The 21,669-nt window shown below is 37.4% G+C and carries 18 protein-coding genes; 16 read left to right on the top strand and 2 right to left on the bottom strand.

Annotated features, from left to right (window positions below; translation table 11 throughout):
* Nucleotides 1–106 precede the first annotated feature (106 nt).
* From VXM68_RS00515 to VXM68_RS00490, 6 genes are all read left to right on the top strand, one after another.
* Nucleotides 107–1,426 carry a D-alanyl-D-alanine carboxypeptidase gene (locus VXM68_RS00515; protein WP_367210148.1) on the top strand — a complete coding sequence of 440 codons (1,320 nt, stop codon included), beginning with the start codon at nucleotides 107–109 and terminating at the stop codon, nucleotides 1,424–1,426.
* Nucleotides 1,427–1,436: 10 nt separating this feature from the next.
* Complete coding sequence (locus tag VXM68_RS00510) at nucleotides 1,437–2,735, top strand: MFS transporter (protein WP_367210147.1); 1,299 nt, start codon at nucleotides 1,437–1,439, stop codon at nucleotides 2,733–2,735.
* Nucleotides 2,736–2,755: 20 nt separating this feature from the next.
* Nucleotides 2,756–3,484, top strand: coding sequence for a (Fe-S)-binding protein (locus tag VXM68_RS00505; protein ID WP_367210146.1), 729 nt, complete (start codon nucleotides 2,756–2,758; stop codon nucleotides 3,482–3,484).
* A gap of 21 nt (nucleotides 3,485–3,505) precedes the next feature.
* Nucleotides 3,506–4,396: a TIM barrel protein gene (locus VXM68_RS00500; RefSeq protein WP_367210145.1), complete on the top strand. Its 891-nt coding sequence runs from the start codon at nucleotides 3,506–3,508 to the stop codon at nucleotides 4,394–4,396.
* A gap of 237 nt (nucleotides 4,397–4,633) precedes the next feature.
* The gene (locus VXM68_RS00495) at nucleotides 4,634–6,208 is read left to right on the top strand and encodes a peptide MFS transporter (protein ID WP_293957746.1); all 1,575 of its coding nucleotides are present in this window, start codon (nucleotides 4,634–4,636) and stop codon (nucleotides 6,206–6,208) included.
* A gap of 83 nt (nucleotides 6,209–6,291) precedes the next feature.
* Complete coding sequence (locus tag VXM68_RS00490) at nucleotides 6,292–7,881, top strand: peptide MFS transporter (protein WP_367210144.1); 1,590 nt, start codon at nucleotides 6,292–6,294, stop codon at nucleotides 7,879–7,881.
* 92 nt (nucleotides 7,882–7,973) lie between these two features.
* Here VXM68_RS00490 and VXM68_RS00485 read toward each other — a convergent pair whose 3' ends face one another.
* Nucleotides 7,974–9,272, bottom strand: a complete 1,299-nt coding sequence (locus VXM68_RS00485) for a hemolysin family protein (protein ID WP_312362516.1) — start codon at nucleotides 9,270–9,272, stop codon at nucleotides 7,974–7,976.
* Between the two features lie 141 nt (nucleotides 9,273–9,413).
* Nucleotides 9,414–10,760, bottom strand: coding sequence for a Gfo/Idh/MocA family oxidoreductase (locus tag VXM68_RS00480; RefSeq protein ID WP_293957749.1), 1,347 nt, complete (start codon nucleotides 10,758–10,760; stop codon nucleotides 9,414–9,416).
* 226 nt (nucleotides 10,761–10,986) lie between these two features.
* On the opposite strand from VXM68_RS00480, the gene VXM68_RS00475 reads away from it, so the two are divergent.
* From VXM68_RS00475 to VXM68_RS00430, 10 genes are all read left to right on the top strand, one after another.
* Nucleotides 10,987–12,093 carry a phosphotransferase enzyme family protein gene (locus tag VXM68_RS00475; RefSeq protein WP_367210143.1) on the top strand — a complete coding sequence of 369 codons (1,107 nt, stop codon included), beginning with the start codon at nucleotides 10,987–10,989 and terminating at the stop codon, nucleotides 12,091–12,093.
* Between the two features lie 78 nt (nucleotides 12,094–12,171).
* Nucleotides 12,172–12,816, top strand: a complete 645-nt coding sequence (locus VXM68_RS00470) for a carbohydrate-binding family 9-like protein (protein ID WP_367210142.1) — start codon at nucleotides 12,172–12,174, stop codon at nucleotides 12,814–12,816.
* Between the two features lie 463 nt (nucleotides 12,817–13,279).
* Nucleotides 13,280–13,528 carry a type B 50S ribosomal protein L31 gene (locus VXM68_RS00465; protein WP_209578846.1) on the top strand — a complete coding sequence of 83 codons (249 nt, stop codon included), beginning with the start codon at nucleotides 13,280–13,282 and terminating at the stop codon, nucleotides 13,526–13,528.
* Between the two features lie 77 nt (nucleotides 13,529–13,605).
* On the top strand, nucleotides 13,606–14,772 hold the full coding sequence (locus VXM68_RS00460) for a putative sugar nucleotidyl transferase (protein WP_293957752.1): 1,167 nt from the start codon (nucleotides 13,606–13,608) through the stop codon (nucleotides 14,770–14,772).
* A gap of 11 nt (nucleotides 14,773–14,783) precedes the next feature.
* On the top strand, nucleotides 14,784–15,551 hold the full coding sequence (gene tpiA, locus VXM68_RS00455) for a triose-phosphate isomerase (protein WP_367210141.1): 768 nt from the start codon (nucleotides 14,784–14,786) through the stop codon (nucleotides 15,549–15,551).
* A 9-nt stretch (nucleotides 15,552–15,560) separates the two neighbouring features.
* A complete protein-coding gene (gene prmA, locus VXM68_RS00450; protein WP_367210140.1) occupies nucleotides 15,561–16,400 on the top strand; it encodes a 50S ribosomal protein L11 methyltransferase in 840 nt (279 codons plus the stop codon).
* Nucleotides 16,401–16,406: 6 nt separating this feature from the next.
* The gene (locus VXM68_RS00445; protein ID WP_293957755.1) at nucleotides 16,407–17,777 is read left to right on the top strand and encodes a Mur ligase family protein; all 1,371 of its coding nucleotides are present in this window, start codon (nucleotides 16,407–16,409) and stop codon (nucleotides 17,775–17,777) included.
* Nucleotides 17,778–17,843: 66 nt separating this feature from the next.
* Nucleotides 17,844–18,173 carry a helix-turn-helix domain-containing protein gene (locus tag VXM68_RS00440; RefSeq protein ID WP_070566095.1) on the top strand — a complete coding sequence of 110 codons (330 nt, stop codon included), beginning with the start codon at nucleotides 17,844–17,846 and terminating at the stop codon, nucleotides 18,171–18,173.
* Between the two features lie 136 nt (nucleotides 18,174–18,309).
* Entirely contained in the window at nucleotides 18,310–20,082 is a 1,773-nt protein-coding gene (locus tag VXM68_RS00435) for a peptide MFS transporter (protein ID WP_294184222.1), read from the top strand.
* A 54-nt stretch (nucleotides 20,083–20,136) separates the two neighbouring features.
* A complete protein-coding gene (locus VXM68_RS00430; RefSeq protein ID WP_294184219.1) occupies nucleotides 20,137–21,624 on the top strand; it encodes a peptide MFS transporter in 1,488 nt (495 codons plus the stop codon).
* Nucleotides 21,625–21,669: the final 45 nt, after the last annotated feature.

Raw genomic sequence — 21,669 nt, 5'->3', positions numbered from 1 at the left:
GCAAAAGGAGGATTAATTTCCTCCTTTTGCTGTTTTATACGATTTATATCTGAATTTTGGCAGGAGGAGAAATGGAGTTATTGCTCTTTTTTGTATGTTTACAGCAATGAAAAATTTTCTGCGTACGCTGTTACTGCTTTGGCTTGTCCCATTTTCTACCCTTATTGTTAAATCCCAGGATTTTGAAGACGTCTACCATATGCTTCAGGAATCCAAAATCTTAAATGATCATTTCTACGGATTTTCACTGTACGACTTAAATGCAGATAAGTTTGTCATGGATGTTAATGGCAGTAAGCATTTTACACCTGCTTCCAACACTAAAATATATACTACTTATGCTGCTTTGGCGCTGCTGGGTGATTCGATACCAGGGTTGGAGTATGTTGAACGCGGAGATTCGCTGTTAATATGGGGAACAGGAGATCCGACTTTTTTGCATAATCGTTTGGATACAAGGGTAGTGTATGATTTTTTGAAAAGAACAAATAAAACGATCTACTTCGTTGCCAGTCCTATGAGAAATAAATTCTACGCACATGGTTGGGCAATGGAGGATTTTGAAGCTTATTATCAGCCTGAAATAAGCACATTTCCCATCTATGGAAACGTGGTTACTTTCCGCCAAAGGGGATACAATCATTTAAATACCTCTCCCAAAATTTTTCAGAAAGACCTGGATTTTTTGCCTGAGCCTAAAAAGGGTGAGTTCGAGCTTTCGCGCTCGTTTCGAAGCAATAATTTCTGGATGTCAAAACGTTCATTACCAAATGATTATGTCAATGAAGTGCCTTTTATTTATTCGGATAGCTTGTTTGTGAAATTGTTGTCGGATACACTCGGTAAGCAGGTAAATCGCCTGAACTATATAAAGCCAAACGATACAAAAATATTGTATTCAGGTGAAACCAAAAATCTTATTCGTGAAATGATGCTACCCAGCGATAACTTTATTGCTGAGCAGTTTTTAATGATGTGCTCGTGGAAGCAATTTGGTCAATTTGATACGTATTTGGTGCGGGATTGGATGAAGAATAACGTTTATAAGTACTTTTCATCCGAGGTTGCCCTATTTGATGGATCAGGTCTTTCTTCCTATAATAAGGTTACTCCACAAAATAATGTGGATCTGTTGGTTCTCCTGAAAAATAAATTACCTATTGAGAAGGACCGCTTTCGCCTTTTTCCAGCTGGAGGTGTTGATGGTACGCTGAGAAGAACCTATAGCAAAGATCTTGGTGAACCCTTTGTTTTTGCTAAGACCGGAACTATTACCTCTGTGTATAATCAAAGTGGTTATCTCATTACGCGGAAAGGAAGACGAATGGCCTTTTCTTTTATGAACAATAATTATATAGATGATCGGGCAAGTGCAATTCGTAAAGAAATGGCTAAAATTATTACTTATATTCGTCAAACTTATTAAGCCAATTTAAATGGAAGCAATTGTAAAAAACAACAAAAAATTGATTCGTTCTTGGGCCATGTTTGATTGGGCCAATTCTGCTTACAACCTTGTTATTACTTCCACAATATTTCCAGTTTATTATACAGCAATTACTACGACGAAAGAACATGGAGATGTTGTCAGTTTCTTTGGAATTGAAGTGGTTAATACCGCACTTTCCAATTTTTCTTTAGCATTTGCGTATTTGCTGATGTCTTTTTCTTTGCCCTTTATTTCTTCATACGCCGATGCAAAGGGAAAGAAGAAGCAGATTATGAAATTTTTTACCTATATGGGCGCGATGGCATGTATGTGCCTATTTTTCTTTAAGCTTGATACGTTGGAAATCGGTATCATATGTTTTGTGCTTGCTGCAATGGGTTACATAGGCGGTGTTTTGTTTAATAATTCCTATTTGCCACTTTTAGCTACTGTTGATCAACAGGATAAAGTGAGTGCACAGGGCTTTGCTTATGGCTATGTTGGCTGCGTTATATTACAGATTCTCTGTTTTATAGTCGTTCTCAAACCAGAATGGTTTGGTATTACAGACGCTTCTTTACCGGCACGCATATCGTTTCTAATGGTTGGATTATGGTGGCTTGGGTTCTCGATGATTCCATTTAAATATCTACCCAAAATTGAGGCTACTGGTAATACTACAGGTAGAAGCTTTATTCAGAACGTAGGGGATGAATTTGGACACGTAATTCAAAAGATCAAAGGTATTCCTGAAATTAAACAATTTCTGCCGGCATTTTTCTTTTACGCGATTGGAGTGCAGACCTTAATGATTGTCGCTTCTTCCTTCGGTGAGAAAATTTTGCACTTAGGTGCGGAAAGATTGATTGCCACGATTCTTCTTATTCAGCTTGTAGCCATTTTAGGTGCATTTTTAATGTCTTATTTATCCACACTGTTTGGAAATATTAAAGTATTGATAGTGGTAGTAATGATTTGGATCGGAATCTGCATATCAGCTTTTTATTTATCCACTCCGCTTCAGTTTTATATTATTGCCGCACTGGTAGGCCTAGTCATGGGCGGAATTCAGTCGCTTTCACGTTCAACCTATTCAAAACTAATTCCATCTGATATCAAAGATACCACCGCTTTCTTCTCTTTTTATGACGTTACAGAAAAAGTAGCCATTGTCATTGGGTTATTTTCATTTGGGCTTATCGAACAAATAACACATAATATACGGTACTCAGCATTGGTTCTTTCTTTATTTTTTGTAATTGGATTGTTACTTTTGGTACGGATATTAATATCCAATAAATCTTAATTTTATTGATCAATTTTAATATGAAAGTAGAACTTTTTGTTCCTTGTTTTATAGATCAGCTTTATCCTGAGACAGCGTTTAATACTGTTCGTTTACTGGAAAAAGTTGGCTGTGAGGTTGTATATAATCCCGAGCAGACATGCTGTGGCCAACCGGCATATAATGCTGGGTTTTGGGAAGATGCAAAGCAGGTTGGACGGAAATTTCTAGGAGATTTTTCAGGCGAACATGTTATTATTTCTCCGTCCGCTTCTTGTACTGGGATGGTAAGGCACGGTTACAACGATCTTTTCGCTAATTCTGCCGATTCCCATCAATGTCATAAAATGCAACAACAGGTTATTGAAATATCTGACTTTTTGGTAAACATACTGAAAAAGGAATATTTTGGGGCTGAATTGGAGGGAGTTGCCGTATATCACGATTCATGCTCGGCATTAAGGGAATGCAAGATTAAAGATGAACCCCGAATATTACTGAGTAAGGTTTTGGGATTGGAGATGGTAGAGGTAAAAGATAGTGAGACATGCTGTGGTTTTGGTGGTAGTTTTGCGGTAAAATTCGAAGGTATATCGGCTGCGATGGCTGAACAGAAAGTGCAGAATGCTTTGGATATGCATGCAGATTATATTATATCGACTGATTCATCGTGCTTACTGCAGTTGCAATCTTATATCGATAAACATAAATTACCTATCCAGACCATGCACCTGGTTGACGTATTGAGTACTGGCTGGGGAAATATTTAAATAACACATAAATCTAAACACATGAATTCAAGAAGAGATTTTCTTAAAAACCTTGCATTAGCATCTGCTGGAATTGCATTGGCTCCTTCGTTGGAGAGCTTTACAGCACCTAAGAAAGATTGGTTTGATATTTCCCTGGCGGAATGGTCTTTGCATAAATCTTTATTCAAAGGAGATTTGAATAATTTGGATTTTCCAGCCTTGGCTGCAAAAAAATATGGTATCTATGGTGTAGAATACGTGAATCAATTTTTTAAAGATAAGGCGAATGATAATAATTATCTTACTGAGCTGAATATGCGTGCTAAAGATAATGGTGTACGTAATGTACTTATTATGATTGATGGTGAGGGAAATCTAGGTGATGAAGACGAAACGAAGAGAAAACAAGCTGTGCAAAATCATTATAAATGGATTTCTGCAGCTAATTTTCTAGGATGTCACGCCATACGCGTTAATGCTGCCGGTAAAGGATCGCCTGATGAAGTGAGTAAACGTGTTGTTGAAAGCCTAACCTCATTGTCAGATATAGGCAAAAAAGCAGGAATCAGTATTATTGTAGAAAATCATGGTGGTATTTCTTCACATGGTGATTGGTTGGCCAAGACACTCAAAGCTGTAGGCAGTAAGTATTGTGGAAGTTTACCTGATCTTGGAAACTTCTATGAATATGATCGTTATCAGGGCGTAACAGATTTGATGCCCTATGCGCATGGTGTAAGTGCCAAAACACATGATTTTGATGCCAACGGCAACGAAACACAAATTGATTATGAGCGTATGTTAAAGATTATCAAGAAAGCAAAATTCAAAGGATACATTGGTATTGAATATGAAGGAAGTAAGTTGAGCGAGGAAGAGGGGATCTTTGCGACTAAAAGGTTGCTGGAGCGTTTACGTCCTTTAATTTAATAGGAACAAGTCAAGTTCTTTTCAATAGATGGAAAGAACTTGACTATTATAAAGGATGTTTAATCATCTACCTCTTTGTGTCTAACTGGGCTTAAATTAGACATTGTCCTGTCTGATACCTATTTGGTCTTATGAGATTAAGGTAATAAAGAGAATCATCAAGTTTTCCATTTGCTGATGATGAAATAGTAAATGGAAATTGCACTACCACATTTTGAAAAACAACTATTAAAACACATGAATTTTGAAAAGAATGCTGTTCTAGAAACCCATTTGGAAAAAGTTGGGGCGGAGCATGTATTGGTACAAGGGCACCCCGCCGGATTATTCGTATTATTCTTCACGGAGATGTGGGAGCGTTTTAGCTATTATGGTATGCGGGCGCTTTTAGTGAATTTTTTGGTTTCTACTATCGCACAATCTGGTTGGGGATGGACTAATTCAGAGGCGATGCAACTCTATGGCCTTTATACCGGAATGGTGTTTTTAACTCCGCTATTTGGTGGAATTATTGCTGATCGTTTCACAGGATATAAAAAATCCATTATGGTCGGTGCGATAATTATGACTTTAGGACATGTTGCTATGGCTTTAGAAGGGTTTAATAAAAGCTTTTTTTTAGCAGGTCTAGTGCTTATTGTTCTAGGAAACGGTTTGTTTAAGCCGAACATTTCATCCATGGTTGGTAAGTTATATCCGGATAAAGGCGGTAAGAAGGATGCCGGTTATACCATATTTTATATGGGAATAAATGGAGGAGCCTTCTTAGGAATGATGCTTTGTGGTTACATCGGCGAAAAGGTTGGTTGGCATTATGGATTTGGTTTAGCAGGAGTATTTATGTTTTTGGGTATGTTGCAGTTTTATTTTGCCCAACGAATTTTTGGAGAAATAGGAAATACCCCCGAAAGAAAGGAAGAGCTTAATGATGAGGCAGTGAATAGGGTAGAAAATCCAAAATATGTCGTTCGAGATCGTTTGCTGGTGATTGTTATTTTTATGATATCAAGCATTGTATTTCATTTAGCCTTTGAGCAGGCTGGAGGCTCGATGACGATCTTTGCTAAAAATTATACACAGCGGGTGTTGAGTGGGGATGCAGCGGTGCTATTTAAATGGTTTGATGCTGCGTTGACTGTGTTGCCTATTGTAGTCATCACTGGTGTCTTGTTCGTCTTGGCAAAAAAAATCATTCGCAAATATCCCTTGATTATACTTTTTTCGGGTATTTCTTTTGTGATCATTTGGTCCTTATGTTTATGGAAGGTCTATCGCGAATATTATGGTATTAATTCTGAAGTTACAGTATCATGGTTTCCCATGTTGAACTCTTTCTTTATCATTACACTGGCGACTTCATTTAGTAAGATATGGGAAAAAGTGTGGAATCCTTCAGGGCCAATTAAATTCGCAATGGGTTTGACATTGGTCGGCGTCGGCTTTGCTGCTTTGTCAATTGGTAGTTCGGAAATTCCTACTGGTGCAAAAGCAGCCTCAGTGAGTATGATTTGGCTGATCTTAGCATACTTTTTTCATACAGTAGGCGAATTATGTATAGGTCCGGTTGGATTGTCCTACGTTAGTAAACTGTCTCCAAAGCGATTCCTTGGCTTACTGTTTGGTTTTTGGTTTTGCGCCAATGCTATTGCTAATTTTATAGGGGGCTTTATTGGGTCATATATCGATAAGATTACCGAGTCTCATTCCATGTCTTACTTCTTCGCAGTATTTACAGTAATACCGATGATAGCGGCAGTATTACTTATTTTAGGCAATAAAAAAATAAAAAAGATGATGCATGGAATTGACTAATTCATAGAAAATTAGTGTAACTTCAAGCGATTTTTATCAAAATAAAAATGAAACCTGAGTTATAAAACAATTATTGAAATTATATGAATCAAGAAAAAGATCAAATTCTTGTAGCGCATCTGGCCAAGCAGGGTATAGATGACAAGATGGTGAGTGGGCATCCCGCCGGATTATTTGTACTATTTTTCACGGAGATGTGGGAGCGTTTTAGCTACTATGGTATGCGGGCTTTATTGACCTTATTTTTAATCAGTACGATTGCTGACGGTGGATGGGAATGGAGCAATGCGCAGGCGATGCAGTTGTATGGGACTTATACTGGTCTTGTTTATCTGACCCCATTGATCGGTGGTATGATTGCGGATAAATTGACTGGCTTTAAGAAGGCTATTTTGATTGGCGCATTGATTATGACATTAGGACACTTGTCTATGGCGTTTGAAGCTGTCCACTCAAATTTCTTCTATTTAGGGTTACTCTTAATGATCTTAGGGAATGGGATGTTTAAACCTAATATTTCTTCGATGGTAGGAAATTTATACCCAGACAAAAGTTCAAAGAAGGATGCAGGATATACAATTTTTTATATGGGTATCAACGCTGGTTCATTTTTAGGGATGCTCCTATGTGGTTATATCGGTGAAAAAATAGGTTGGCATTATGGGTTTGGACTGGCGGGAGTATTTATGTTCTTCGGTATGCTACAATTCTATTTTGCACAGCGCATATTTGGTATTATCGGTAATACGCCCAAAGCGTTACAGGCTCATCATGACGAAAAGGTCAAAAATCAGGAAGATATTGATGAAGTTATTCCCGGAAATGTTGTTAGAGACCGCCTTATCGTCGTCACAATATTTATGTTGGCCAGCGTCGTTTTCTTTCTTTCTTTCGAACAGGCCGGCGGTTCAATGTCAATATTTGCGAAGGATTACACGCAGCGTGTCTTGTCAGGAAGTTCTGCGATTACATTTAAATGGATTGATACAATTTTGACCATTGTACCCATCGTAATTGTAACGATTGTTTTGACAGCATTGGCTAGAAAAATATATAAACAATATCCGTTGACAATTTTGTTCACAGCAATTTCATTCGGCATTATCTGGGGGTTGGGCTTATGGAAAATATTTCGGGAGATCGGTATAACGGGCTCGGAAGTTGGTGCTTCGTGGTTTCAAATACTAAACGCATTTTTTATTATTTCTCTTGCATCTTCATTCAGTAAATTTTGGGAAAAGGTATGGAATCCTTCAGGGCCCGTAAAATTTGCATTGGGTTTGATATTAGTCGGTATTGGATTTGCTGCGCTGGCTTATGGCGCGAATGACATTCCACAAGGTGCTAAAACAGCATCAGTCAGTATGATCTGGCTTGTTGTAGCCTACTTTTTCCATTCTGCAGGAGAACTTTGTCTATCACCTGTTGGGCTATCTTACGTAAGTAAGCTCTCTCCGAAGAAATTTTTGGGCCTTTTGTTTGGATGTTGGTTTTGTGCTTCCGCAATCGCTAATTTCATTGGCGGACTTTTAGGTTCTTATATTGATAAAATCACAGCGGAACATTCTATGTCTTATTTCTTTATGATATTTGCTATAGTTCCTGGTGTTACCGCGCTTTTATTGATAGCGTTCAATCCAATATTGAAAAAAATGATGCACGGTATCAATTAATTCCCTGAGGGAATTCATCTAAAAGGAAGCGTGGGCTGATGATCATGATCATCAGCCCACGCTTCCTTTTAGATGATAGAGAGTTAGAATATTTAAATCTGGTCTGTCACTTTCATCAATAGTTTATCGATGCGGTTTCCATCCATATCAAGAACTTCAAAAATCAAGTTTTTAAATTGGATACGCTCCCCTTCTTCGGGTACATGATCTAACCTAAGGAACACTAAGCCACCTACGGTAGTGACATTACTAATCTCATCTTCGTCTTCTTCAGAAAGTCCTATTTCAAATTCATCTAAAAGGGTTTCGATCTGATATTGTCCGTCTACAACATAGTCTCCATTTTCTAATTGACGTATTGTTGGACGGGCACTGAGATCGCTTTCTGCAATGTTCCCTACCAAATCACCAACAATATCGCGTAACGTAATAATTCCTTGTGTTGATCCATACTCGTCTATGACGACCGCTTGATGAATACTGGATGTCCGCAAGGTATTCATGATACTGTAGGAGGAGCTAAATTCGTTCACAAATTTGATGGGCAGTATAAGTGTTCTGAGGTCAAAAGGCTCGTTTTGGAGGCATTGCCGAAGTAATGATTTTACATGAACAACTCCTTTAATGTTATCAAGTCCGCCTTCACAGACAGGGTAGATGGAATAATCGTTATCTAGTATAATCTTGCGGTTTTTTTCAAAGGATTCTGCGAGGTCCAAGAACACAATATTTTTGCGGTGAGTCATCAGGTTAACCGCTTTTTTGTCCCCTAAACTTAACAGACGGTCCACGATATCATGTTCGATCCCTTCAATGACTCCGCTATCTACACCCTCATCTACCAAGGCTTTTATTTCTTCTTCGGTGACGCTGTTACCGCTGCTTTTAATGTTCAGTATTTTGACAATAAATTCTGTTGACACGCTGAGTAGCCACACAAACGGCCGAACGATTTTGCTGAGCAGATTCATCGGATAAGAAATAAGCATGGCATACTTTTCTGGAATGGCCATACCTATGCGTTTGGGTACTAGCTCTCCAAGTACCAATGAAAAATAGGTGATAATAAAGACAACAATAATTACAGCGAGCTGCTCACTGTATGGAGCGATAAAACTCGATTTATTGAAGACTTCTACTAAGTACGATGATATACTTCCGCCAGAAAAAAATCCTGTTAATATTCCGATAAGGGTAATACCGATTTGTACAGTAGACAGAAAGCTGTTGGGCGATTCTTTTAGACTTAGCGCTATTTTGGCTGCTGCATTACTTTTATCGCTTTCAGCTTGTAATCTTGCTTTTCTGCTGGACACGATGGATATTTCTGATGCCGAAAGTATTCCATTTAGAATAATCAGGGCTAAAATAATAATTGCTTCGGTAAGCATAATGAGTTGAAGTTTTTGCTAGGGCTAATTTACGTAAAAGACCAGCTAAATAGTAGGATTATTGTGATTATGTAAAACGTTCAAAAAAAAAGCCGTATTTCTTTCAATACGGCTTTTATAATAGTAAGCGTGTCTTTTTAATTACATTCCACTATCATCTAACATAAAAGTGTTTTTCTTGGTTTTCCACTTTCCTTTCGTGAAATCAGGGAATTCCAAGGTCTTATTTCCTTTCGCAATAGACTCGGTGGATAAGGGGAATACTGCACTCATGGTTACAGAATCGTATACATCTATTGGCGTCTGTACCTTTTGTTTCACAGATTGAATGAACGCATTGAATACAAACCAGTCCATACCGCCATGACCAGAACCATTTGCTAATTCTTCATATTTTTTCCAAATTGGGTGGTCATATTTCTTTACCCATTCGTCTGCAGGATCCCACGTGTGCGGTTTAGATTTACCTTCGATATGTATGCCCTTGGCAACATCCATCCAAATTCCATCTGTTCCTTGTATGCGAAAACCGATAGAATAGGGTCTTGGTAAGTGTGTGTCGTGCGTCAATAACATGGTTTCTCCATTTGCACATTGTAACATTGTTTGTGTGATGTCCCCATTTTTGTAATTGATTTTACCATTAGGGTGTCCTGGAGAAACTTTATTGACATACGCGGCTAATCCACGCGCTTTACTTGAGTAAGAAGTAATGTGAGTGAATCTGTTTCCTTTGTTAATGTCAACAAATTGCATGATCGGGCCTAAACCATGTGTAGGATAAAGATCGCCGTCTTGGTCGATGTTGAATTGTGTGCGCCATTGCGCTTCTGAAATTGCTTTTGGACCATACTCGACACCGTGACCGTAATAATTTTTTCCGTCGTTGAAAAGCACTTCACGTAAATCATGTTGATAGCCCCCTTCAAGGTGTAATAATTCACCGAAAAGCCCCTGTCTATGCATGTTTAATACAGCAAGTACATCGCGCCGAAACGCTACATTTTCCAATGTCATGTAAGGTTTTCCGGTTTCTTCAGAAACTTTGACAACGTCCCAATGATCTTGCACAGTTAAACCAGCAATAACCTCACAGCCTACATATAATCCTGCCTTCATGGCGTCAATGGATTGGTCTTTGTGAAACTGCCAAGGAGTGGCAATAATAACGGCATCTAATTTTTCGTTGCTTAACATCTTTTTGTAAGCCTCTTTTCCGCCTGTATATTCTTTTGGAAGTTTGGTTCCCTTTGCATTAAATTGTTTACGGCATTGGGCTAAAGATTCTTCTTGAGTGTCACAGATTGCCACAATTTCTAGATCATCTCTATTTAGCGCAATTTGCACATGATTACGTCCTCGAAGACCTACGCCAATAAAGGCAATTTTTATCTTACTATTTGTTTGGGCAAATAAGTCTGTACTTGAAAGGATACCGATTCCAGCTGTAGTGATGGCAGTCGATCTTATGAAATTTCTTCTATCCATTGTTTTGAGATATAGGGAGTTTGTATATTAGTTATTTTTTATTAAAACAGTTTGTTCGACTAGCTATGCTAAACAAATATATTATTTCATTTGCGATAAATGAATGTGCAAACGTTTGCTTAATTTTAATAAATTTCATGCAAACGTTTGATTGAAATAAAAATTATCATTTATTAATTCAATTTGTGATATTGCAAGCACATTGATGATTTAAAAACATAGTTTAATGTCTGATTTTAACCAATTAGTAATAGAGAGCGCAGCAAAACAATTCATATTAGAAGGAGATATCATTTCAGTGCAACCATTTGGTTCTGGTCATATCAATGATACTTACCGGGTAATGACTACTGAAAGTACCCAGGTATCGTACTTATTGCAACGGATCAATCACCATGTTTTTCCTAATGTGGATGGATTAATGCGCAATATTGCGCTAGTTACCCAACATCTTAGCGAAAAAGTTAAAGTCGCAAAGGGCAAAAGAGTCAGTGATCATGTATTAACCATTGTTCCTACTAGAGACGGGAATTTGTATATCCAAGATGAGCCTGGAAATTATTGGCGTATGTTTATCCTAATTGAGGATACGAAGAGTTATGATATTGTAGAAACTGAATTTCAAGCAGCTGAGGGTGGGCGTGCTTTTGGTCTTTTCCAAAAGCAGTTGTCGGATCTGGATGCGTCACTGATCGTTGAAGTTCTTCCTAACTTTCATAATATAGATTTTAGACTTGAAAATCTTCGGAAAGCGATTACTAAAGACACCTGTAAACGCGTAGCATTGGTGAAAGACAGATTAGATTTTATCTTTAGCCGCGAAGATCGCATGCAGACCATTCTTCAACTAGGTAGCAAGGGTAAACTTCCCCTGCGCATAACTCATAATGATACCAAGTTTAATAATGTGCTCTTGGATCATCATGATAAGATGCAATGCGTGATAGATTTGGATACGGTAATGCCCGGTTATATTGCATACGACTTCGGTGATGCTATCCGGACGATTATAAATCCTGTTGCGGAAGACGAAATAGATGTATCTAAAATCAGCCTTAATTTGGCTTTGTATAAAGCTTATGCGGAAGGTTATCTCGAAGAAGCTAACGACTTTTTGACCACTTTGGAAAAAGAAACATTGGTAGACGGAGCTTTTCTATTGCCTTTTATGCAGGGCGTACGTTTTTTGACTGACTATTTGGAAGGCGATCATTATTACAAAACAAAGTATGAGGATCACAATCTCGTGCGTACAAACACACAACTGAAGCTGGTAGAAGAGATGGAAAGGAATGAGGCATTTATGCGTAAGGTTGTTTTTGATTGCATTTAACAATTTTATACCTTTAATCATATGGGGAAGCTTCCATCAATTCGATGAAGCTTCTTTTTTCCAAAAAAACAGAGTTAAATGAAAAAATTGACTATTTTGCCTATTGCAGCTGATTTGACCAAGGATCTTGATTATAAGACCTTGTCAGAGCTAATGAGTGATCTCGAAACGCAGTCGCTGAGTTGTAACAACTGGAGCGAATCCTTCCCATACAAACCCGAAGTACAATTTAAAATTGGTTACACAGCGGAATATCTAGTATTGCAATACGAGGTCATCGAAGAACAGCTTCGTGGCAACCATTCTGAAGCCAATCAAAATGTATGGGAAGATAGTTGTGTGGAATTTTTTGTTTCATTTGATGGTTGTAAGCATTATTACAATTTAGAATTTAATTTAATCGGAACTGGATTGATCGGTTATGGTACTGCTGAAAAAGCAGCGAGAAATAGATTAGATAAGAGTGAGATAGAAACGGTTCGTACCTTTTCCTTCATAATGCGTAATGGTAGTGATCAGCAATGGACGATGATTGAAGTAATCCCGCTTTCTATATTTAAGTTTGACGAACTTGTAAACTTGAAAGGTAAAAAAATTCATGGTAATTTCTATAAATGTGGTGATCACCTCAAACAGCCACATTTTATCTCCTGGAATAAAATAGAAAATCCAGTTCCTAATTTTCATCTTCCTCAATTCTTTGGCGAAATGGTTTTTGGTTAGGGGTAGAATCTAATTCCGGTCGATTTTTTTAGCACCAGCTTCTTGACGTAGAATTTTGTTTGACCCAGCTATGCTATTTAGCGTCTGATGTAGCAATCGTCTCGAAATCGTTAGTGTAAATGGAAGGAGCTATTCCCTTTGTTACTTTTGATCTTTGTTAGTTTGGAAATAAATGTTTCATTCAACCAGCTTTTTTAGCACCACAGTATAAGCGGTAATTCTTTTCAATTTAATTTGATTTTGCATAAAATGTTGTTTATTAGTATTTTGTGCTAGGTGAAGAAGTTGATAACCAAAATTATTCTTTGGTTAGATTAAAGAATGTTACTTTTGTGACCTTGATGAGTGCTGTTAATGAAAATGTGAAAAAAATCAACTAATTATTCTTGGTAATTGTTGTAAAATACATTTTTATAAGTTATCTTTGCACCTCAATAATTGAATATACGTAATCATAATAATAATGAAAAAAGATTTGCATCCTTCAAATTACAGATTAGTTGTATTTAAAGATATGTCAAATGACTATGCTTTTATTACAAAATCTTGTGTTGATACTAAAGAAACTATCACATGGGAAGATGGTAATGAGTATCCAGTTGTAAAACTAGAGATTTCTCACACATCACACCCTTTCTATACAGGTAAAATGAAATTGGTTGATACTGCCGGTCGTATTGACAAATTCCGTAGCCGTTACAACAAAAAATAATTGTAGCAGATCTGTATATTACAATATTAAAAACTCGATAAATATGATTTGTCGAGTTTTTTTATTATTTTTAGGTTGTGAAAATCTTCTTTACCGACTGCTTTGATGCTATCCAGACGTTGGACAGGCTTACCTCCAATTTGACTACTTTCAATAAAAAGACTCTTTATCCTCTCACTTTCATTAAATCTTGTTTAGATCTGCGGGTCGGTGTACTCACTTTACGAGAAAAATGGAAAAAAATAGGTTCTACATATAGTGTTCAGTTCGTTGTCAACTGGGATAATGAGGAAGGGGGTATATTTGTATCCGAAAATCTTATCCCTTCAATTGCATTAATGGAAGCGCTAAAAAGAATGGATATTGGTGAAGTACTAGTGAAGGATGGCTATGTATTATGTTATCGTTATACCTGTACTGGCTTTTACCGAGTAAAGGAAATAGGGTGTGATGTTAGTATTTTAAAAGGAGTCGAAGACCTTTTTTTATTGATTGGTCCAGAGATAACAAAGGATTTCGATTTGTTGATTGAAGATGTTAAGTTGCCCTATATATCTGAGACAAATCAACTGCTGGGTAATCATATGTTTATTGCGCATAATGTTAACATGGAATGTGCAACACTTAATTCACTTCACGGTCCAATATATATTGATGAAGGTGTTACAATCATGGAAGGCGCTCATTTACGTGGTCCCTTATACCTTGGGAGAGGGGCGGTTGTAAAAATGGGAACTACCATTTATGGTAATGTTTCTGTGGGAGAACAGACGGTGGTCGGTGGAGAGATAGGTAACTCGGTTATTGGTGACTTTTCGGCTAAGGGGCATCATGGTTATCTAGGCTGCTCAGTTATCGGGGATTGGTGTAATCTGGGGGCAGGAACTTCCAATTCTAATCTAAAGAATAACTTAAAAACGGTCGCTATTTATGATTATGCATTAAATTGCGACAGGGATACGGGGCTATTAAAATGTGGGTCGTTTATCGGTGATTATACGCGTATCGGTATTAATTCGGCTTTAAATACGGGTACTGTAATTGGTCTTGCAAGCATGCTGGCAGATACAAGTTTTTATGCTAAATTTGTACCGTCATTTGCCTGGGTGTTTGGCGGACGTACAGAGACCTACGAATTTGATAAATTCATAGCATATCTGGAGGCATTATATGCTTCGAAAGGGAAGGTGCTCACAGAGCAGATAAAAGATAAATTGATTCAACTTAACAAGAAATATAATTAAATCGTAAAATCATGCGTAAAAAAATCGTAGCTGGTAATTGGAAAATGAATTTGGACTATCAATCAGGATTAAGTTTATTTTCCGAGATTATCAATATGGCCAAAGATGAAGTGATTGGAAATCAAGAATTGGTTGTTTGCAGCCCATTTATTCATTTGTCAAGTCTTGGACAATTGTCTAAAAATGTGGCAAATGTAAATATCGGGGCACAGAATATTCATCAAGCCGATTCTGGAGCCTATACAGGTGAAATTTCAGCATCACAAGTAAAATCAGTCGGTGCTTCACATGTTATTTTAGGCCATTCCGAAAGACGTGCTTATTTTGGTGAAACAGATACGTTATTGGCATCAAAAGTGGATATTGCTCTGAAACATAGCTTAATTCCAATTTTTTGTATTGGAGAAACAAAGGAAGAACGTGAATCTGGTGCTTTTTTCGATGTTATTAAAATGCAATTGGCTGCTGGCTTGTTCCACTTGTCGAAAGAAGCGTTTGGAGCAGTTGTCTTGGCGTATGAGCCTGTATGGGCTATTGGTACAGGATTAACAGCGAGTCCGGAGCAAGCGCAGGAAGTACATAATTTCATCCGTAAGGTTCTCGCTGATCACTACGGACAGGAGGTTGCTGATGATACGAGCATTCTTTATGGAGGTTCTTGTAACCCTAGCAATGCAAAAGAGCTATTTGCTCAGGCAGATATTGACGGTGGTTTGATTGGAGGGGCATCTTTAAAATCAAGAGATTTTATTGATATCGCTAAAGTATTTAACGGCTAATTTTTAGAAATGAAATACATAGAGGTTATCTTTAAAATGCGATCAGGTGAAGAGTGGCAAAAGGATTTGTTGATATCTGATTTAGCTGATATTGGCTTTGATACTTTTGAGGATAACGAATCTGGATTTGCAGCCTATATTCCGGCTGCAAATCTTGACTTGCAGGCATTAGAAACGTTGATGATGCAGCCGTATGAAGGTCTCGAGGTCGATTATAAAGTGCAGGAAATAGAAAGTCAGAATTGGAATAAACTCTGGGAAAGTAACTTTAACCCCATTGAGGTTGGTGGACAATGCTACGTGCGTGCCACTTTTCATGCGGCGAGAACGGAATTTCCATACGAAATTATTATAGACCCCAAGATGTCTTTTGGAACAGGTCACCATCAAACAACGTCGATGATGCTCGAGTATATTTTGGAGAATGACTTCAGTAGAAAGAAAGTTTTAGACATGGGCTGTGGTACAGGGATCCTAGCAATTCTGGCATCTAAGAAGGGAGCTGATGCTGTATTAGCGGTAGATTATGATGAAATTTGTGTGGAAAGTGTGATTGAAAATAGAGCACTTAATCATGTTGAGCATATTCAGGCTCTCTGTGGATCCTACGAGCTATTGGAAGGTCGGAGCTTTGATGTAATTTTGGCAAATATTAATCGTAATATATTGTTAGAGCAATTGCCCCAATATGCGTTGAGTATCCACACAGGGGGAGAGTTATACTTAAGTGGTTTCTATGAGCAAGAAGATTTACCAATCTTAATAGATGCATCAACATCATTAGGATTTGAGTTTATCTCCAATAAGGTTTTAAACAATTGGTGTGCAGCCAAATTTGTGAAGCGTTAATTTACTATGCGGATTCATTTTATAGCGGTAGGTGGTAGTGTGATGCATAACCTTGCTATTTCATTGGCAAAACAAGGGCATCAAGTAACAGGTTCAGACGATCAGATCGTGGAGCCTTCTCGTTCTCATCTAATTGCAGCAGAGTTACTCCCTGATCAACTCGGGTGGTTTGACGAAAGAGTAACTGAGGATATCGATGCTGTTATCTTGGGAGCTCATGCACAAGCTGATAATCCCGAGCTAAAGCGGGCACAAGCATTAGGTCTTAAAATTTATTCTTTTCCAGAATTTATTCAAGAGCTTTCGCAAGATAAAATTAGAGTGGTTATTGCTGGAAGTTACGGTAAGACAACGATCACGAGCATGGTCATGCACGTGATGCGATTTTTAGGAAAAGAATTTGACTATTTAGTAGGAGCACAGCTAAGAGGCTTTGATAAGTTGGTAGATATCACCAAACATAATAAGATTATTATTATCGAAGGAGATGAATATGTTTCATCTAAGATTGACCCTAAGTCTAAATTCTTATATTATAAACCCAACATAGCCCTGATTTCGGGTATTATGTGGAATGAGTTTAATTCGAAAATATCTCAAGAGGAATATATTAAACAATTTGAAGATTTTATTGACTCTATTCCGCCTAAAGGTACGCTAATATATAATAAGGAAGATCTTGTTTTACAAAAAGTTCTGCAAGATACGAAAGATTGTAAGATCAATAGACATGGTTATAAAATTCCTGATTATACGATTAATAAAGGGGTAACGTATATCAATACGCCGGATGGGGATGTTCCTTTACAGGTGTTCGGTAAGCACAACCTGTCTAATATTGCAGGAGCATATACGATTTGTGAATGGTTGGGAATTAAAAAGAAAGAATTCTTTGAAGCGATCAAAAGCTTTAATACTTCGATTCGCTATTTGGAGTTTGTTGCAAGTTCTGAAGGATCTGTCGTGTATCAGGATTATGCATGTAACGCGGATAAAGTTAAGTCAAGTATTCATGCCGTAAAAGAGCAGTTTCCTAATCAGAAATTGGTTACAATTATCGAATTAAACTCGTATGATAGTTTAGATTCATCGTTTTTGTTACAATATGCGGACTCTATGAGAGAGTCGGATGTATCTGTAGTTTACGTGAATATAAATTCCTGTAAAGAACTTAATAAAGATATAGAAAGTGTCCCGATTAATATCAAGGATAGTTTTAATAGTCCTGATTTAGAGGTTGTTGTAAGTTTGGAGGGACTCTATTCTTTTTTGGATGGTGTCAAGTCAAAGGGGTACAATTTACTTCTTATGAGTTTAAATAATTATAATGGGGTTAATCTATCGGTGCTTGCTGATCGATTTTTTAGGGATTTTTAGAGAAAAAAATATAATTTAATGTAAATTAAGTTGTAATTTATTATTTTTGTTTAAAATATCTACCAGATGAATGCATTAGGAAAAAAAATCAGATTACTTAGACACCAAAAAGGGTGGAGTCAAGAGGATGTTGCAAAGCGATTGGATATCTCAATCCCAGCATTTTCTAAAATTGAAACAGGTATTACAGATGTAAATTTGTCTCGCCTGAATCAAATCTCAAAATTATTCAATTTGACAGTTGTTCAACTTTTATCTACTTCAGATTCTGAAGAAGATAAGGAGTATGTAAATGAGGTGAATGCTTTGACGCAAAAATTACAACAACGCGATGGCGAAGTGATTGAGTTGCAGAAGAAAGTTATTGACCTTTATGAGCAATTGCACAAGAGATAGGACATATTAAAATTGTTACTGAAAAGGCAATCCGTAGGGTTGCCTTTTTTTGTTTATGCAACTTTATTTTGGTCAAAAGTGATTTTGTTTTTGTTTCTTTGTAAATATTTTATCAAAAAATAAAGGTTGATTATTTATGGGGAGATTAAACGGGGACATTGCTAATAGCCCGTCGACTGATTTTTTTAAATCAAATGTGTTAGGACAGCGTTCGGGACTCTTTGTCCTATTCTTTACTGAGATGTGGGAGCGTTTTTCATTCTACGGAATGCGCGTCCTTTTAATGCAGTTTTTAACTGCAGCTGTCATTCAAGGTAGTCCATTCTCGGGATGGTCCTGGACAGCTCAACAAGCAGGGGCCCTTTATGGTACATATGCTATGATGCTCTACTTAACTCCCATTCTGGGGGGGATCATTGCAGATAAATATATCGGATCACGTAAAGCAGTTATCATTGGTTCAGCTGTGATGACGCTTGGGCATGCTGCTATGGCTTTTGATACCTCTATTATGTTTTTCCTCGGGTTGGTCTGTCTAGTTATCGGAACAGGCTTTTTCAAACCCAACATGCCCTCTATTCTTGGAGAAATGTATAAAGATCTGCCAGAGAAAAAAGATGGTGCTTATACTATTTTCTACATGGGAGTTAATGCTGGGGCTTTCTTTGGCATGATGTTATGTGGATATATTGCTGAAACGTATGGTTGGCACTGGGGATTCGGATTGGCTGGTATCTTTATGCTTTTAGGAACATTGCAGTTCGTTTTCGCAAAACCGCTAATGGGCAATCTCGGTGTTTTGAATAAGTCTGTGGCTGAAGGGCAGAAAGTTGTTACGGAAGATACCGATACCAGAAATCCATTTACCCTGCGTGATTATGTATTGATAGCTGTAGTCTCTATTATTGGGTTCGTATACGCTTTTAATGATCCATTGTCTAAGAATGGTATTGTGGACGTATTTTCGCGTTTGGATACCCCTTTTTTAAGAGGGCAGTATATCATGGTAATCGTAGCGTTGATTCTTTTTGTATATCTGATTGTTACTCGTATACTACGTTATGATAAAGTGGTTAGAGACCGTATGTTTGCCGTAGTACTACTAGCCTTTTTCCTTGTGTTCTTTTTCATGAGTTTCGAACAAGGAGCAACTTCATTGGTTATTGTGGCAAGGGACAACATTGATCGAGTCCTTAGCGGAGCTGCGTTGACAACTTTTAATGTGGTGAATGGCTTGTTAACCATCGTCCCTCTCTCAATTATTACTTGGGTTCTGATCAAATTGGCAAAAGTAACCTGGAATAAAATCGCGATCTCCAATATCGTATTGTTCATTTGTTTTGGCTTGATTTGGGCTGCTGCTATTTGGATGTTATATAAAGAATTTAACAAGGAGGCGTCAGAAATTAAAGTCTCTTGGTTTTCAATCCTAAACTCATTTTTTATTATTGCACTAGCTTCTACCGTATCCAAAATTTGGGAGTCCAAATACAATCCATCTGCGGCTTTTAAATATGGCTTTGGTCTGATCTTGGTTGCGATTGGATTTTTGATTATTGGATTAGGATCGATGGGAATAAGTCAAGGTACTAAAATCTCGATGGTTTTTTTGGTACTAACCTATTTGTTCCATACATTGGGTGAATTATTTATTTCGCCTGTAGGTCTATCTTATGTGTCGAAATTAGTGCCCGCGCGGATGCTTGCTTTTATGTTTGGAATCTGGTATTTGGCAATCGCCATTGCGCAGAAGGTTGCGGCCGTATTAGGAGGACAGGTAGAGACCATTCAAGAGGAACACTCATTGAGCTACTTTTTCTTCTTGTTTACGGCAATTCCAGCTTTGGCAGGCTTGCTAGTGATGCTGTTTAATCCTTTGATTAAACGATTGATGCACGGAATTAAATAATAAATATGTAAGCTTCTTCTATGAAAGAAGCTTTTTTGATTAATATAAATTAGTATGGAGGTTAGTACAAGGGAGTCGCTAGAAGAGATTCAAAATTTTGAAGGAAAGTATCCTAAGCAATTGTGGTATTTATTTACCATCGAGATGTGGGAGCGATTTTGTTTTTACGGCATGCGAGGTGTTTTGGTCATTTTTATGACAGATCAACTTGGATTGTTTGAGAAGGATGCCAATCTTAAATATGGTGCCATACAGGCTTTTATATACGCCTTTACGTTCATTGGCGGTATCTTTGCTGATAAGATTTTAGGGTTTAAAAAATCCCTTATCTTTGGCGGATTGATTATGGCAATCGGCAATCTTATCATAGCTTATAATCCACACGACCTTTTTTATTTTGGTATTACTTGTTCTATTATTGGTACGGGCTTCTTTAAGCCTAATATTTCCTCAATGGTAGGTGAGCTTTACAAAGAAGGTGATGTTCGTCGTGACGCTGGATATGGGATGTTTTACGCGGGAATTAATATTGGTGGATTGTTAGGTGGAGCACTGTGTATTTATTTAGGGAAAAATTATTCCTGGAACCTATGCTTTTTAGCCGCTGCCATTGTGATGATCATAGGATTAGTGACTTATTTTTTAATTCGGAGGTCTATTGCGCCGATAGGGAATTCTCCATTAGCACATCATTCAAGATCTTCTCGTACAATCAAGGAAAGTTTAGTCATTGCTGGGGCTATCGTCATGTTGCCGATTATTTATGTACTAATTCACAATAGTAATTTTACGGACTATTTTATGTATGGAATCGGTTTTGCTGCAATCGCGTATTTGGGCTTTGAGTTGACGAAATTGAATAATAGTTACCGTAAGAAAGTGATTGCAGCATTGATCTTCATTATTATGTATTTAATTTTTAATACAATTTATGAACAAAGCGGCGGATCACTTTCATTGTTTGCAAAGGATAATTTGGTGGACAACCTACTGTTTTTTAAAATAGACCCTAATATTATCAATAATAGTTCAAATTCCTTTTTCATTATTGTATTTAGCCCTTTGGTTGGTTTATTGTGGGTATGGCTTGCTAAAAAGAAACTAGAACCGAATACCATCATTAAATTTGGAATTGGATTTTTATTTCTGGCGTTAGGCTTTTTTCTTTTTTACTCTTTGCGATTTTTTGCAGATGAAGATGGTAAGTCATCTTTAAATCTATTCACTTTCACCTGGTTGATTATCACCTTTGGTGAACTTTGTTTGGGGCCTATTGGAATGTCCATTATCACGAAGTTGTCTCCACAACGTCTGTTTGGTATGATGATGGGCATGTGGTTTTTGGCAAGTGCCTATGGACAGTTCTTCGCGGGTAAAATCGGCGCAGAAATGTCGGAAGCAAATACCGGAGGCACATTGTCGTCTAAACTATTAGCTTACACAGATGGCTATAAAACGTTAGGAATATCTGCATTGATTGCTGGGGTGATATTAATTATCTTCTCTTCATTAGTGAAAAAGTTAATGCAGGAAGTACACTAATCCATAAAATTAGACATAAAAAAAAGCTTGATTATTTAAATCAAG

Origin of the sequence: Sphingobacterium sp. R2 (assembly GCF_040760075.1) — a bacterium.
Lineage (GTDB): Bacteria > Bacteroidota > Bacteroidia > Sphingobacteriales > Sphingobacteriaceae > Sphingobacterium.
The sequence above is the reverse complement of the archived record's forward strand: the minus strand, read 5'-3'. Positions and strand labels throughout refer to the sequence as shown.

Coding starts and splice junctions, on each gene's coding strand:
- VXM68_RS00495 (WP_293957746.1), top strand. CDS start 4,634: ATGAATTTTGAAAAGAATGCTGTTCTAGAAACCCATTTGGAAAAAGTT.
- VXM68_RS00510 (WP_367210147.1), top strand. CDS start 1,437: ATGGAAGCAATTGTAAAAAACAACAAAAAATTGATTCGTTCTTGGGCC.
- VXM68_RS00430 (WP_294184219.1), top strand. CDS start 20,137: ATGGAGGTTAGTACAAGGGAGTCGCTAGAAGAGATTCAAAATTTTGAA.
- VXM68_RS00485 (WP_312362516.1), bottom strand. CDS start 9,272: ATGCTTACCGAAGCAATTATTATTTTAGCCCTGATTATTCTAAATGGA.
- VXM68_RS00515 (WP_367210148.1), top strand. CDS start 107: ATGAAAAATTTTCTGCGTACGCTGTTACTGCTTTGGCTTGTCCCATTT.
- VXM68_RS00435 (WP_294184222.1), top strand. CDS start 18,310: ATGGGGAGATTAAACGGGGACATTGCTAATAGCCCGTCGACTGATTTT.
- VXM68_RS00470 (WP_367210142.1), top strand. CDS start 12,172: ATGAAAAAATTGACTATTTTGCCTATTGCAGCTGATTTGACCAAGGAT.
- VXM68_RS00440 (WP_070566095.1), top strand. CDS start 17,844: ATGAATGCATTAGGAAAAAAAATCAGATTACTTAGACACCAAAAAGGG.
- VXM68_RS00465 (WP_209578846.1), top strand. CDS start 13,280: ATGAAAAAAGATTTGCATCCTTCAAATTACAGATTAGTTGTATTTAAA.
- VXM68_RS00475 (WP_367210143.1), top strand. CDS start 10,987: ATGTCTGATTTTAACCAATTAGTAATAGAGAGCGCAGCAAAACAATTC.
- VXM68_RS00505 (WP_367210146.1), top strand. CDS start 2,756: ATGAAAGTAGAACTTTTTGTTCCTTGTTTTATAGATCAGCTTTATCCT.
- prmA (WP_367210140.1), top strand. CDS start 15,561: ATGAAATACATAGAGGTTATCTTTAAAATGCGATCAGGTGAAGAGTGG.
- VXM68_RS00445 (WP_293957755.1), top strand. CDS start 16,407: ATGCGGATTCATTTTATAGCGGTAGGTGGTAGTGTGATGCATAACCTT.
- VXM68_RS00480 (WP_293957749.1), bottom strand. CDS start 10,760: ATGGATAGAAGAAATTTCATAAGATCGACTGCCATCACTACAGCTGGA.
- VXM68_RS00490 (WP_367210144.1), top strand. CDS start 6,292: ATGAATCAAGAAAAAGATCAAATTCTTGTAGCGCATCTGGCCAAGCAG.
- tpiA (WP_367210141.1), top strand. CDS start 14,784: ATGCGTAAAAAAATCGTAGCTGGTAATTGGAAAATGAATTTGGACTAT.
- VXM68_RS00500 (WP_367210145.1), top strand. CDS start 3,506: ATGAATTCAAGAAGAGATTTTCTTAAAAACCTTGCATTAGCATCTGCT.